This is a genomic window from Brucella pecoris (genome assembly GCF_006376675.1).
Taxonomy (GTDB): Bacteria; Pseudomonadota; Alphaproteobacteria; order Rhizobiales; family Rhizobiaceae; genus Brucella; species Brucella pecoris.
Genome location: NZ_VEWK01000008.1, coordinates 71075 through 83666 on the forward strand (window position 1 = coordinate 71075; position 12592 = coordinate 83666).

Genomic DNA, 12592 nt, shown 5'->3' on the forward strand with positions numbered 1-12592 from the left:
TTATCAGTATTCTTTCAGCAGCAGTGCAATTGCTGCACGCAGCTCGTCGAAACCTTCGCCTTTTTCCGACGATGTCGCGATGATACCGGGAAAGCAGGCGGCGCGCTTGTAGGTCAGCTTGTGCGTTTCTTCTATCAGGCGCGGTACGCCCGCAGGCTTGATCTTGTCGATCTTGGTCAGCACGATCTGATAGGACACAGCCGCCTTGTCGAGAAGGTCGAGCACTTCCGCGTCGTTCTTCTTGATGCCATGGCGGGCATCGATCAGCACATAGACGCGTTTCAGCGTGGTGCGTCCTCGCAGATAATCGAACACCAGGCGCGTCCAGGCATCAACTTGTGCTTTCGGAGCCTCGGCAAAGCCGTAGCCCGGCATGTCGACCAATGCCAGCGGCGGCAGATCGCCGTTTTCGCCGGAATAGCCGTCTGGCACGAAATAGTTCAGTTCCTGCGTGCGGCCCGGTGTATTGGACGTACGCGCAAGGCCCTTTTTGTTGACGAGCGCGTTGATGAGCGAAGACTTGCCGACATTGGAGCGGCCTGCAAAGGCGATCTCCACCGGACCTTCGGGCGGCAGGAAATTCATCGACGGGACGCCGCGAATGAAAATCCATGATTTCTTGAAGAGCAGGCGTCCTTCCTCGGCGAGTGCCGCCTGGGCTTCCCGGACCGCGTCTGCCGCTGCCTGAGCGGCCTCGATCGCCGCCTGCTTCTTATCCTGCTCGCTCAATGGTTCTGTCCCGGTCGGTATGTTCTCTTGCGTACACGCATCAATGTTATGAGCTGCATTGTCAACATGACGGCACAAAAAACCCCGCCGAAGCGGGGTTCTTTCAAGTCTATTTCTTCGCTTCTTTCGGCTTTCGCTTGAAGAGGCCCTTGAGATTATCGAAGAGCTCGATCTTCACGCCCTGGCGCTTCATGATGACGCCCTGCTGGGTGATGGAGAGCAGGTTGTTCCACGCCCAGTAGATCACCAGACCGGCCGGGAACGAAGCCAGCATGAAAGTGAAGATCACTGGCATCCAGGTGAAGATGGCTGCCTGCGTCGGATCCGGCGGCGTCGGGTTCATGCGCATCTGCAGGAACATCGTGATGCCCATCAGGAGCGGCCAGACGCCGATCATCAGGAAGTGCGGCACGGTGTAAGGCAGAAGACCGAACAGGTTGAAGAGCGAGGTCGGATCGGGTGCGGCAAGATCATGAATCCAGCCAAAGAACGGCGCGTGACGCATTTCGATGGTGACATACAGAACCTTATACAAGGCGAAGAACACCGGAATCTGCACCACCACCGGCCAGCAACCGGCCAGAGGATTGATCTTCTCCTGCTTGTAGAGTTGCATCATCTCCTGCTGCTGCTTCATCTTGTCATCCGCATATTTTTCGCGGATTTCAGTCAGCTTCGGCTGCACCAGCTTCATGCGCGCCATCGACTTGTACGACTTGTTGGCAAGCGGGAAGAACAGACCCTTCAGCAGAACGGTGACGACCAGAATGGCGACGCCGAAATTGCCCGAGAATTTGTAGATCCAGTCGATGAGATAGAACATCGGCTTGGTGATGAAGTAGAACCAGCCCCAGTCGATCAGGAGTTCGAACTGCTTAATGCCAAGCTTTTCTTCATAGTTCTTGATGTTGGAAACCACTTTTGCACCGGCGAAGACGTGGTTTTTCAGCGTCTGTGCCTGGCCGGGTGCGATGGTCATCGGTGCGCCGAGGAAGTCGGTCTGATAGCGCGGACGATCATTGGTAAAGTGCGAGAAACGACCGGTGAACTTTTCGTCCTGTGGCGGTACGAGCGTTGCGGCCCAGTATTTGTCGGTGATGCCGAGCCAGCCGCCCATGACGTCCTTGAACGAGATGTCCTTGTCGTCTTCGACCTTGGAATATTTGATTTCCTGCAGGCCGTCCTGCCCCATGACGCCGATCAGGCCTTCATGAAGCACATAGGTCGCGCTTGCATGTTCCGGCTGATTGAAGCGGGTCACGCGGCCATAGGAAGCCAGCGAGATCGGTGCGCCGGTATTGTTGGTGATGGTGTCTTCAACGGCGAACATATAGGCGTCGTCAACCGAGATGACGCGCTTGAACGTGATGTTCTTCTCGTTGGTATAGGTCAGCGTGACCGGCGTGGCTTGGGTCAACTTGTTGTTGCCCTCCACGGTCCAGACAGTGTTCGGACCCGGAACCGGGCCGGTCGTGTCATTGCCGGTGAAGCCGAGTTCAACGAAATAGCCCTGCTTCAGCGCCGAGGGTGCGAGCAGTTCGATATTCGGAGAATTGTCGTCGACGGTCTCGTGATAATTCTTGAGGAAGAGATCATCGAGGCGCGCGCCGGTCAGGTTGATCGAACCGCGCAGCGAAGGCGTATCGATTTCGACGCGCTGCGTCTGGGCAATGGCTGCTTCACGGGTCAGCGTGCCGCCTGCGGCTGCAACATCGCCGTGGCCGGGTATGTTCCCGGAGGTGGCGGGCATCTGCGGCGTGTCGCCACTTTGAGCCTGCTGTTGCGTCGCCTGTTGTTTCTGTTGCTGCTGCTCCTCAATGCGCGCCTGCTCCCGCTGGGCTTCCGTTTTGGGACCCAGATAAAACACTTGCCACAGCGTTAGCACGAGGATGGACAGGGCAATGGTGATGAAGAAATTGCGATTATTTTCCATTGACGGGTCCTGATTCCGGTCTTTCCGTTCGGCGTTTCCCATCGCCCCGCCGTTCACCCTTTGCCTTGATGCGGCGGGAGAGTTCTTCGGTCAGTCGCGAAAAGGGCGCAGTGAGGGCTTGCTCGCGCGCTACGATCACATAGTCGGTCGAAGGCGCCATGTCACGCCCTGCGTGACAACGAACCGCTTCTCGCAGCCTGCGGCGGATGCGGTTTCGTATCACGGCGTTGCCGTTTTTCTTTGTTACGGTGAAACCGGCACGGGGTTTTTCGCCGATTTTGGCGGTTTGCGATTCTTCTTCGGTCCGCTCGCGGACTTCGAGAAGAAACAGTGGACCACGTCGCTTTTCACCATTCCTCAAAGCCAAAAACTCCGCTCTCTTGCGAAGGCGGAGTATTTGTTTCGGCTTGTTCATATCTTCATTCACCGCGCGACAGCGCGGGAAAAGATTAAGCGGAAAGCCGCTTACGGCCGCGCGAACGGCGAGCAGCAAGAACCTTGCGGCCGCCGGTGGTTGCCATGCGTGCACGGAAACCGTGGCGACGCTTGCGGACGATCTTGGATGGCTGGTAAGTGCGCTTCATTTATTTAATACCGCGGTGTGCGGCCCTTCTTAATTCTGTTTTTCCGTTGAACACGATCTTGTCCGAAACCATTTTTCACTTTTCGGGATCATGTTCTATTGAACAGGAGCTGGTTCTTGTCCCGGCAGTGGACAGCACAAAACCATCCGTAAACCGCGCGGGCGAACGTGACGCGGCTTATAGGGGGAGGGGGGCAAAGAGTCAATGGTGATGGGCGCTAAAGCTTGTCTCCCAAAAGTGGGAACCGGTTTTGGGATAAAGACATGCCTGATATGATCACAGTTGCGCTTCAATCGCTGCCTTGTCGATGACCGACCAGACATTCCTTATCAGTGTGTTCTCGAATTCATAGAAAACATTCTCGGCGAACTGGATTCGTTTGCCGTTGACCGGAAGCCCAAACAGCATCGCCTTCGGCGTACAGTCGAATTGAAGGCGGCTGGCGATATGGGGCGGTTCGCTGACAAGCAGCTCAATGTTGAAGCGCAGATCGGGAATCGCCTCGAAATCCTGTTCCAGCATCGTGCGGTAGCCGCCAAGTCCCAAAGGTCGGTCGTTATGCGTTGCCGCCTCGTGGACATAAAGCCCGAGGTTGTCCCAATCCTGCCGGTTCAGGCATGCAATATAGTCGCGATATATCTCTGCGAGTGGTTCCGACATGATCCTCCTCCTCTTTTTACTGAAATTGCATCATTCAGGCGGGTAATGGCATTGCCAAAGCAAACTAGGGCTTTAATAAGGATGCGCAACATTTTCACATGCGGGACCATTTCCGCAGAAGAGCATTATTGAGAGGAGTTCACCATGAGCATCCGTCGCATCGGAGTCGGCCCGCGCATGAGCCAGGCCGTTGTTCACGGTAACACCGTTTATCTCGCCGGTCAGGTGGGAAATCCGGGGGCCAGCGTCACCGAACAGACCAAGGCCGTTCTGGCCGAGGTGGACCGTCTTCTCAAGGAAGTGGGTTCCGACAAGACCAAAATCCTTCAAGCCATCATCTGGCTCGCCGACATGAAGGACTTTGCCGAAATGAACGCTGTCTGGGACGCATGGGTCGATCCGGCACACACACCAGCCCGCGCCACCGGCGAAGCAGCGCTGGCAACGCCTGACTACAAGGTTGAAATCATCATCACCGCTGCGGTGTAATTTCTTCATATCGATGCAAACCCCGTCGAAATTTCGGTTTCGGCGGGGGTTTCTAGAGCGGTTCCAGTTAAAACGGAATCAGTAGAACCGCTCTATCCTTTTGTTTTGACGCATTATCCTACGCAAAACCGCTTCGCACTTTTGCTGGAAATGCTCTATTTGCGGATTCGTTCCGAAAAGCCGTCGCGTCCGCCTGCCAGCGCTCTTGCATCGATCGACGCGCGTTCCCGTGTTTCCTCCAGCGTGCCGCCATTTTCGATCCAGCCGTGATCGTGCAGATAGCCGGGCAGGTAGCCCGACAGGAGAATGCGGTAATCGAACGGGAAAGTCGGGTCCAGCACGCGCGCCATGTGGAAGATGATCGTGGTGCAGTTCGCCGTCAGCGTATTGTAGAATTTCGGCTGTTCAGCCAGTTGATTGCCAAGCTCCACATAGGACAGGAAGAGTTCGCGCGCGCCTGCCTGCGGCAGTTTCACGCGATAGCGATAGACGTTTTCCTTGCGGACATTGGTGCGCAGATAGATGATGTCGCGCTCTTCGGCGGCAATCATCGCCAGCTCATATTTGCGGAAGAAACCGGCAATCGGCGAATAAACCTCATGGTGTTCGCGGCGGATCTCACCGGAAAAGACCACATGGCGACCATCCTCAAACCCGAATGACAGAAGCGTGTGGGCGATTGCAGGGCCTGACCAGTAGGAAAGAAAGACGTCCACGGACGTGATCTTGCTGAGGTCGTAGCTTTCCTCTTTCCAGTTGGGCGTAAAATCTTCCGTTGTCCGCCAGATGAAGTCGCGGACATTGGAAAGGGTGACAATGTCGCCATTGATCTGCCCCGTTACCGTGCGGGCGACATCGGGCGCCCATATACGGTTGAGGGATGGGCGCACCGTCGACCATGCCCCCAGCATCACCAGCGCCAGAAGGCAGAAGACCAGTCGCCTGCGCCAACAGCTATAATGTCTTTCGCCCGCAATCACCCCCAGCGCGATCAGAAGCCAGACGGCGATGACCGATCCGCGCACGGCGTCGCCGAAGGGCAACTGGAACCACATGGCAAAGCTGGCCCATATCGCAAAGATAAGGGCGAATAAAATGAAGACGAATTTGCCTGCGATGCGGACGGGAGCCGATTTCAGGAGAGAAGACATATGCATTCCGTATTCGTCGGTTGCCGCTGTCTGGAATTATTCAGCGTGCGGAAATCGTCGGGATACTGACATGATTTGCATCGTCATGTCATGGGGGTATCCCTTAGAATAGGAAATTTAAGTTTCTATATTAGAAACTGTAAAAAGTTGCTCTGCATTTCGGGATTATTTCTTGAGCGCCATTGCTTCGCCGCGCGGGCGGGCAACAGGCTTGCGGTTGCGGGCGTGCGGGCGCACCAGACGCCACAGAAGCAGCGCGCTGACGATCCCGGCATAGATAACCGGTTCGGCGGGCCAGCTCTTTACCGACATGATGAAATGGATGGCGCCGCCCGCTATCGCGACATAAACCAGTCTGTGCAGGCTGTTCCAGCGGCGACCGAGTTTACGAATCGACCAGTTGTTGGAGGTGAGCGCCAGCGGCACCAGCAGGACCAGACTGATCATGCCGATGGTGATGAAGGGCCGTCGCACGATATCGGTAATGATGGCGGAAATATTCAGGCCTTGATCCAGCACCATATAGGTGGCGAAGTGCATCAGCGCATAATAGAAGGCAAGCAGGCCGAGTGCCCGCCGGTAGCGTAAAAACGCGATGCCGGTCAGGTCACGGATCGGCGTGACCATGAGGGTCAGAATCAGAAAGCGCAGAGCCCAAAGGCCAAGCATGTGTTCGAAGGTCTTGACCGGATCGGCACCGAGATTGCCGCTTGCGCCCAGATAGAACGTCCAGACTGCCGGAACGAAACCAGCCGCATAGAGCAGCCAGATTTTCCATTCACCGGGCCGGGTTGTTTTCTTCCTAGCTGTCTGGTTGCTTGTCTGGGTCGCTGCTGCCATGTCAGTAATTCGCTTTCAGGTTCAGGCCCGCATAGAGCGACGCGACTTCGTCGCCATAACCGTTGAATGGCAATGTCGGGCGACGGCCCGAGCCGAGAAAGCTGCCTTCGCCGATACGCCGCTCGGTCGCCTGGCTCCAGCGCGGGTGATCGACCTCCGGGTTCACATTGGCGTAGAAGCCATATTCGTTGGCGGCCTGTTGCTGCCATGAGGTCGGTGGCTGCTTTTCGACAAAGCTGATCTTCGTGATCGCCTTGATCCCCTTGAAGCCGTATTTCCACGGCACCACGAGCCGGATGGGCGCGCCGTTTGCATTCGGCAGTGTCTCGCCGTAAAGGCCGACCGAAAGGATGGTCAGCGGATGGTTGGCCTCATCAAGACGCAGGCCCTCGATATAAGGCCAGTCGAGAACCTGAAAGAGACCGGTCTGGCCCGGCATTTCTTCCGGTCGCACGAGGCCGGTAAAGGCAATGTATTTGGCGGAACCAAGCGGCTCCACCTGCGACAGAAGACTTGCAAGCGGAAAGCCGATCCAGGGAATAACCATCGACCATGCCTCGACGCAACGCATCCGATAGATGCGTTCTTCGAGCGGCATCTTCGCAATCAGGTCCTGAATGTCGAATTCTTTTGGCTGTTTCACAAGGCCATCGACCGTGAGCTTCCACGGCAGCGGTTTATAACTGCCGGAGTTGGCGGACGGGTCGCTCTTGTCCGTGCCGAACTCGTAGAAGTTGTTATAGGTCGTCACCGCGTCCTGCGGGGTCAGTTTTTCATCGACCTTATAGGCGGAAGCCCTGGCCTTGAGCGGTTCAGCGAAGGCGGATGATGCGACACCGGCAGCGGCCAGCGCACCCGCTCCGACCATGAACGCGCGCCGGTTCAGGTAGAGGTTTTTGGGCGTCACCGCATCATAAGTGAGACGAGCGGATGAAAAACGCCCAGGTTTGAAGCTGCTCATGGTCACTCCCACTTCCAAAACAATCGACCCTCAACTTGTAGATACGATCCCACGTAAACGCGTCAAAAGCATGGATAATTTGCGAACATGATGTTGTTCACGCATTGTTGAAGCTGCGTGAAATTGTAACAGAATTGTAACACGATGTAACTTTTCGTGCGTTCTGCCATATTCTCGCTAAAACTCGGCTGTTAACGGCATTATATTCGTGCATCCCGAAAGAGCCTGAAGCAATTTCGAACAGATGTGTCGGGTCATGTGATTATCGCCGGCAGGGGTGGGGACGCACCCGGGAAGAGCTGCCTTCAAACCTTCGTTAACGTCTCATTGGCTATGTTGAGATCATGGTAAAGAAGATGTTTATTGCCGCTTTGGCGGCGGCTGCACTCACGGTGACGGCTGGCTCGGTTTTGGCCGAAGGACAGCCCGTTTCGACGAACGGTCAGGGCAAGGTTCTGAACGCTATTGCCGCGTCGATGAAGGAAGAGCAGGGTGCTCCGAAGCTTGGTGAAGGCGTGACAATGCGCGAGAAGAAGATGGATACGCAAACCACCCCTGAACAGAATTTCTCGCGCAGCAAGCAGTTCATCCACCGCTTCTACAAGCCGGAAAAGGCTTCGAATGAACTGGTGATTCTGCTGCATGGTTCGGGCGGGAATGAAACCAGCCTTGTACCACTGGCTTCCAGGATATGGCCGCGCGCCACATTGCTCGGCATTCGTGGCCGCGTGATGCAGGATGGCGGTACGCGCTGGTACAAGCGCATCTCGCCGGTCAAGTTCGACCAGAAGGACGTTAAGCTCGAAGCCAATGCCTTCGTGACTTTTCTCACCCGTCTGGCCGACGAAAAGGACCTTGATCTTACCCATGCAACTTTCGTGGGCTATTCGAATGGCGCCAATCTTCTGGCTGCAACCATGATACTTCACCCCGATCTGGTGAAACGCGCTATCCTGATGCGCTCGATGCCGGTTCTGGACAATGCTCCGGTCGCCAATCTGAGCAAGACGCGTGTTCTGACGATTACGGGCGACGAGGACAAACTCTATTCACCGTTTGCGCCAGCGCTTTCCGCACTGCTGCGCTCCGGCGGCGCGCGCGTCGATGCCCGCACGATCGACGCGGATCATATGCTGGGTGAAAAGGATATCGCTGCCATCAGTCAATGGGTAGCATCGCTGGGACCAGATGGAGCGCCAGCGGTTTCTATGAAAGCGAAGTGAGTTCAGTAGGGGAATAGGGGAATAGGGGAATAGGGGAATAGGGGAATAGGGGAATAGGGGAATAGGGTGCGGGCAGGTGGTGGACAAGGCAAGTAAAATATTTGCTTTGTCCGAGAATAAGCGGTCTTCTTCCCTTACTCCCTTACTCCCTTACTCCCTTACTCCCTTACTCCCTTACTCCCTTACTCCCTTACTCCCTTACTCCCTTCACATGAACGGTCTCCGGCACAGGCGTCAGCGCCGAACCAGTGTCGAACCACGCGATGAGATTGTCGATCACCAGATTGGCCATGTCGCGGCGGGTTTTGACCGAGGCAGAGCCGATATGAGGCAGCAAGACCGTGTTGGGGGCATTGAGCAATGCCTGTGGCACGTGCGGTTCGTTTGCAAAGACATCGAGACCGGCTGCGGCAATCGTTCCGTTCTGTAGCGCTTCGGCAAGCGCATCTTCATCCACCACAGAACCGCGCCCGATATTGATCAGTACGCCTTCCGGTCCGAGCGCCTTCAGCACTTCCGCATTCACGGCCTTGGCTGTTTCTGCGCCGCCCGGCGCGACCAGAATGAGTGTGTCTACGGCCTCGGCAAGTTCCTTGAGGCTCGGATGATATTCATAGGTGACATCAGCGGACTTGCGGCGATTATGATAGGCAATTGGCAGGCCAAATGCTTCGATCCGGTGGGCAACCGCCTTGCCGATGCGGCCGAGCCCGAAAATGCCGACCTTGCGTCCCCGCAATGAAAGCTTCGACAGCGGGTAGCGGCCTTCCTTGACCCAGTTGCCAGCGCGCAGGAAGTCCTGTGACTTCGACAGTTCGCGCACCGTGTCGATCAAAAGACCGATGGTCGTGTCCGCCACTTCATCCGTCAGGACGTCAGGCGTATTGGTGACCATGACATTCTTCGTACCGGCATGTTTTGCATCCACCGCATCGTAACCGACACCGAAATTGCCAACGATTTCAAGATCGGGCAATGCGTCGATCAGCGCTGCATCGACGGTCGACATGCTGGCAATGCCCTTTACGTCCTTCGCCCAGGCCGCATCCAGAAGTGCAGTGTCGCCGCGCGCAATACGCTGGACATTGAACTCACCCGAAAGCCTCTGCACGGCATAATCATCGAAGTTGCCGAGCACCAGTATAGTCGCGTCGCGTTTTGTCATGGCATTCCTCATGTCACGGAGCATTTCCGGCAAAAGTGCGTAGCGGTTTTGCCTGGGAGAATGCGTAAAGAAAACCGGTCCGCCAAGAGGCCACCGGTGCGGGGAAAATCAGCCGTGTTTTGGCTTGGATGTCGATTGCCGGATATGCAGTTCCGGCTTGATGAGTTCCTGCATCGAAGAAACCTCCACACCGTTCAACTGGTCGAGCAGCGCGCGGGCGGCACGGCGCCCCACTTCGCGCTGCCCGTTCCAGACGGTCGTGAGCGCAGGCGTCGCGATGGCCGCTTCCTCAAGATCGTCATAACCGGTCACGGAAATGTCCTCGCCCGGCACCAGCCCGGCACGGGCAATGCCGTTCATCAGGCCGATGGCCGTCAGGTCGTTCCAGCAGACCGCAGCCGTCGGCTTGTCCTTCAATGCCAGAAATTGTGGCGCGACTTCAAAGCCGCCTTGCTTCGTGCGCGGCCCGGCAATACGCCAGTCGGGACGAACCTCAAGGCCGGCCTTGTCCATGGCCTGCACATAGCCGCGATAACGATCACGGCCTGTCGAAGTCTGGTCCGTACCGCCGATCATGGCGATGCGCGTATGTCCGAGCGAAATCAGATGATTGGTGGCAAGGCCGATGCCGTAGGCATCGTCACCCCGGAAAACCGGCGCATGAACACCATCGACGCTACGCGCGATCAGCACGACCGGCAGGCCGTTATCTTCCGCAAGCTGGATATCTTCGGGCGGCGTGCCGATAGCCGGCGACATGATCACCCCATCCGCGCCGAGCTGCAAAAGCGTGTCCATGAAGGTACGCTGCTTTTCGAGCTGGTCGTAATGGTTGGACAGGATGAAGGTCTGCCGCGACCGGTCCAGTTCCGTTTCGATGGATTTGAGAATTTCCGCAAAGAACGGGTTCATGATGTCATGCACCACGACGCCGACGATGCCGGAGCGTGATGTGCGCAAGCTCGCGGCGCGACGGTTATAGATATAACCGATCGTGCGGGCATGCTCCTTGATCTTCTCGCGGGTCTGGTCGGCAACGAGGGGGCTGTCGCGCAAAGCGAGCGAAACTGTGGCTGTCGAAACACCAAGCGCATCAGCGATGGTCGATAGCTTTATTTTCTGGGCCAAGTCGCCTCCCCAAATTGGTCCGTGCCGCAACCGGAGACGCGGCCGCAACCTGACAAGGTGTGACGCGACCGTTCGTCCTGCGAACGGTTATGCCATTGCAATCCTTGAATTGGAAGCATTTTCGATAGCAGGCATCTTGAAAAGTGTTTAACGGTTTCCAGCCAAGATACGCATCAAAACAAATAGTTAGAGCCCGATAAACGGCAGGCTTATTCCACGTCGTCCTCTTCAGGCACGTCCGTTTCAGGCTCGTCGGGAAGGCGTGTGACACCGCGAAGCGCAAGATTGCTTTCCATCCGGCTCAACATCTTGAGGAAGGTCTTGCGGTCTTTTTTATCGAGGCTCTTCAGCATGTCCTTTTCGGTCTTGCGAATGGATTTCTCGATTGCCTTGATCGTCTCGAGACCGGTCTGTGTCAGATAGACATGCGACTGGCGCTGGTCGGTTTCCGAGGCGCGTTTTGCCACGAAACCTTGGCTCTGCAGGCGCGCAATGGTTTTGGTGATGGTGGGCGGGCGCACACCCAGCCGCTGTGCAAGAACACCCGGCGTCAGCCCGTCTTCCGCAGCCAGTTGCAGCATGACTGCATCCTGCCCTGCATAGAGCCCCTGTTCCAGAAGCCGCGTGGCCAGCACCGTCCGCGACAGTCGTGCCACGGATTGCAGCCGGTAAAGTACAACCGCCTTATTGTCCTTGCTCATCGCCACCTCGCCCTTGTTTTTTGACTTTAGAGCGCATCCCGAAAAGTGTGAAACAGTTTTCGGACGAGATGCGCGTTAAAATGAAATAGTTCCTGTCGCCTGATCGATAGTCCCATCCATCCATATATCGTAAAATATTGTCCGACTTATGAAACAACAAGGCCCGGTTGCTGTCATGGCTAACGAGCGTTAGGGTCTCAGGCTCGAAGAAAAGAATAAAGCGAGGAAAACATGACCGATCTGCGCGATCAAAACAGCGACATGATTGTCGTTCTGCCCCTTGGCGCTCACGAACAGCATGGGCCTCACCTGCCGTTTGAAACGGATACGATTATCGCCGAAGGCATTGTCGCGCGCGTTAGCGATGCGCTGCCTGCCGAGCTGAATGTCAACTTTCTGCCCGCCCAGCCGGTCGGCTATTCCATCGAGCACATGGATACCGAAGGAACACAGAGCCTCGCTTTCGCCGAGGCCGTGAACCAGTGGGTCGGCATCGGCGAAAACCTTCATGCAGGCGGTATTCGCAAACTGGTCATGCTGAACGCGCATGGCGGAAATTCGCCGCTGATGACGATTGTAGCGACAGAACTGCGCACACGGCTCGACATGCTTGCTGTCGCCACAAGCTGGACCCGCTTCGGCCTGCCGGAAGGCCTGATTACGCCAGAGGAAAAAGCACTCGACATTCATGGCGGCTTGATCGAGACATCGGTGATGCTGGCGCTGCGCCCTGATCTGGTGGATATGTCGAAGGCACGCAATTTCTCCAACGCCCAGTCACGTTATGCCGAGGAATTCAAGTTTCTGCGCGCCTATGGCCCTCATGCCTTCGGCTGGAAGATGCACGATCTCAACCCGGAAGGGGTTGCAGGCAACGCTGCTGCCGCAACGGCTGAGGCTGGAGAAAAACTGATCGCTAATGCGGTTGCAGGCTTTATCGACTTGCTGCGCGATGTCGACAGGTTCGATCTTGACCGGTTCAAGTCGCAGCGCCTCGCCAGTCAGGCGGGTTAAAGCGTGTTGCATCC

At 56.4% G+C, this 12592-nt stretch carries 14 protein-coding genes; 3 read left to right on the forward strand and 11 right to left on the reverse strand.

Annotated elements, in window-relative coordinates; translation table 11 throughout:
• Window positions 1-3 precede the first annotated feature (3 nt).
• The 5 genes from yihA to FIB18_RS15345 all read right to left on the reverse strand — a co-directional run bounded on the left by yihA (window position 4) and on the right by FIB18_RS15345 (window position 3906).
• Window positions 4-807 carry a ribosome biogenesis GTP-binding protein YihA/YsxC gene (yihA, locus tag FIB18_RS15320; RefSeq protein WP_140021529.1) on the reverse strand — a complete coding sequence of 268 codons (804 nt, stop codon included), beginning with the start codon at window positions 805-807 and terminating at the stop codon, window positions 4-6.
• 31 nt (window positions 808-838) lie between these two features.
• On the reverse strand, window positions 839-2662 hold the full coding sequence (gene yidC / locus FIB18_RS15325; protein WP_140021530.1) for a membrane protein insertase YidC: 1824 nt from the start codon (window positions 2660-2662) through the stop codon (window positions 839-841).
• Window positions 2652-3077, reverse strand: coding sequence for a ribonuclease P protein component (rnpA, locus tag FIB18_RS15330; protein ID WP_010659430.1), 426 nt, complete (start codon window positions 3075-3077; stop codon window positions 2652-2654). Before rnpA ends, yidC begins: the two co-directional genes overlap by 11 nt.
• A gap of 34 nt (window positions 3078-3111) precedes the next feature.
• Window positions 3112-3246: a 50S ribosomal protein L34 gene (gene rpmH, locus FIB18_RS15335; protein ID WP_006467565.1), complete on the reverse strand. Its 135-nt coding sequence runs from the start codon at window positions 3244-3246 to the stop codon at window positions 3112-3114.
• Between the two features lie 276 nt (window positions 3247-3522).
• On the reverse strand, window positions 3523-3906 hold the full coding sequence (locus FIB18_RS15345; RefSeq protein ID WP_140021531.1) for an ester cyclase: 384 nt from the start codon (window positions 3904-3906) through the stop codon (window positions 3523-3525).
• Between the two features lie 144 nt (window positions 3907-4050).
• Here FIB18_RS15345 and FIB18_RS15350 point away from each other — a divergent pair, with 144 nt between their 5' ends.
• Window positions 4051-4395, forward strand: a complete 345-nt coding sequence (locus FIB18_RS15350; protein WP_105542498.1) for a RidA family protein — start codon at window positions 4051-4053, stop codon at window positions 4393-4395.
• Window positions 4396-4550: 155 nt separating this feature from the next.
• Here the strand turns inward: FIB18_RS15350 and FIB18_RS15355 are convergent, their stop codons facing one another.
• The 3 genes from FIB18_RS15355 to msrP form a co-directional block, all read right to left on the reverse strand.
• Window positions 4551-5546, reverse strand: a complete 996-nt coding sequence (locus FIB18_RS15355) for an Lnb N-terminal periplasmic domain-containing protein (RefSeq protein WP_174977438.1) — start codon at window positions 5544-5546, stop codon at window positions 4551-4553.
• 165 nt (window positions 5547-5711) lie between these two features.
• Window positions 5712-6386 (reverse strand): protein-methionine-sulfoxide reductase heme-binding subunit MsrQ, encoded by a 675-nt coding sequence (gene msrQ / locus FIB18_RS15360; protein ID WP_140021533.1) that lies wholly within the window; start codon window positions 6384-6386, stop codon window positions 5712-5714.
• A 1-nt stretch (window position 6387) separates the two neighbouring features.
• Window positions 6388-7347 carry a protein-methionine-sulfoxide reductase catalytic subunit MsrP gene (msrP, locus tag FIB18_RS15365; protein ID WP_140021534.1) on the reverse strand — a complete coding sequence of 320 codons (960 nt, stop codon included), beginning with the start codon at window positions 7345-7347 and terminating at the stop codon, window positions 6388-6390.
• 344 nt (window positions 7348-7691) lie between these two features.
• Between msrP and FIB18_RS15370 the strand changes: the two genes are divergently transcribed.
• Window positions 7692-8570 carry an alpha/beta hydrolase gene (locus FIB18_RS15370; protein ID WP_140021535.1) on the forward strand — a complete coding sequence of 293 codons (879 nt, stop codon included), beginning with the start codon at window positions 7692-7694 and terminating at the stop codon, window positions 8568-8570.
• A gap of 190 nt (window positions 8571-8760) precedes the next feature.
• Here the strand turns inward: FIB18_RS15370 and FIB18_RS15375 are convergent, their stop codons facing one another.
• The 3 genes from FIB18_RS15375 to FIB18_RS15390 all read right to left on the reverse strand — a co-directional run bounded on the left by FIB18_RS15375 (window position 8761) and on the right by FIB18_RS15390 (window position 11564).
• Window positions 8761-9735, reverse strand: coding sequence for a 2-hydroxyacid dehydrogenase (locus FIB18_RS15375; RefSeq protein ID WP_140021536.1), 975 nt, complete (start codon window positions 9733-9735; stop codon window positions 8761-8763).
• A gap of 108 nt (window positions 9736-9843) precedes the next feature.
• Entirely contained in the window at window positions 9844-10863 is a 1020-nt protein-coding gene (locus FIB18_RS15380; protein WP_140021537.1) for a LacI family DNA-binding transcriptional regulator, read from the reverse strand.
• Window positions 10864-11072: 209 nt separating this feature from the next.
• Window positions 11073-11564 (reverse strand): MarR family winged helix-turn-helix transcriptional regulator, encoded by a 492-nt coding sequence (locus FIB18_RS15390; RefSeq protein ID WP_140021539.1) that lies wholly within the window; start codon window positions 11562-11564, stop codon window positions 11073-11075.
• Window positions 11565-11795: 231 nt separating this feature from the next.
• On the opposite strand from FIB18_RS15390, the gene FIB18_RS15395 reads away from it, so the two are divergent.
• The gene (locus tag FIB18_RS15395; protein ID WP_140021540.1) at window positions 11796-12578 is read left to right on the forward strand and encodes a creatininase family protein; all 783 of its coding nucleotides are present in this window, start codon (window positions 11796-11798) and stop codon (window positions 12576-12578) included.
• The last annotated feature ends 14 nt before the right edge of the window (window positions 12579-12592 follow it).

What these genes read in the sequence shown, in the direction of transcription:
- yidC (WP_140021530.1), bottom strand. Translation starts at nt 2,662, where the DNA reads ATGGAAAATAATCGCAATTTCTTCATCACCATTGCCCTGTCCATCCTC.
- rnpA (WP_010659430.1), bottom strand. Translation starts at nt 3,077, where the DNA reads ATGAACAAGCCGAAACAAATACTCCGCCTTCGCAAGAGAGCGGAGTTT.
- rpmH (WP_006467565.1), bottom strand. Translation starts at nt 3,246, where the DNA reads ATGAAGCGCACTTACCAGCCATCCAAGATCGTCCGCAAGCGTCGCCAC.
- FIB18_RS15345 (WP_140021531.1), bottom strand. Translation starts at nt 3,906, where the DNA reads ATGTCGGAACCACTCGCAGAGATATATCGCGACTATATTGCATGCCTG.
- FIB18_RS15350 (WP_105542498.1), top strand. Translation starts at nt 4,051, where the DNA reads ATGAGCATCCGTCGCATCGGAGTCGGCCCGCGCATGAGCCAGGCCGTT.
- FIB18_RS15355 (WP_174977438.1), bottom strand. Translation starts at nt 5,546, where the DNA reads ATGTCTTCTCTCCTGAAATCGGCTCCCGTCCGCATCGCAGGCAAATTC.
- msrQ (WP_140021533.1), bottom strand. Translation starts at nt 6,386, where the DNA reads ATGGCAGCAGCGACCCAGACAAGCAACCAGACAGCTAGGAAGAAAACA.
- msrP (WP_140021534.1), bottom strand. Translation starts at nt 7,347, where the DNA reads ATGAGCAGCTTCAAACCTGGGCGTTTTTCATCCGCTCGTCTCACTTAT.
- FIB18_RS15370 (WP_140021535.1), top strand. Translation starts at nt 7,692, where the DNA reads ATGGTAAAGAAGATGTTTATTGCCGCTTTGGCGGCGGCTGCACTCACG.
- FIB18_RS15375 (WP_140021536.1), bottom strand. Translation starts at nt 9,735, where the DNA reads ATGACAAAACGCGACGCGACTATACTGGTGCTCGGCAACTTCGATGAT.
- FIB18_RS15390 (WP_140021539.1), bottom strand. Translation starts at nt 11,564, where the DNA reads ATGAGCAAGGACAATAAGGCGGTTGTACTTTACCGGCTGCAATCCGTG.
- FIB18_RS15395 (WP_140021540.1), top strand. Translation starts at nt 11,796, where the DNA reads ATGACCGATCTGCGCGATCAAAACAGCGACATGATTGTCGTTCTGCCC.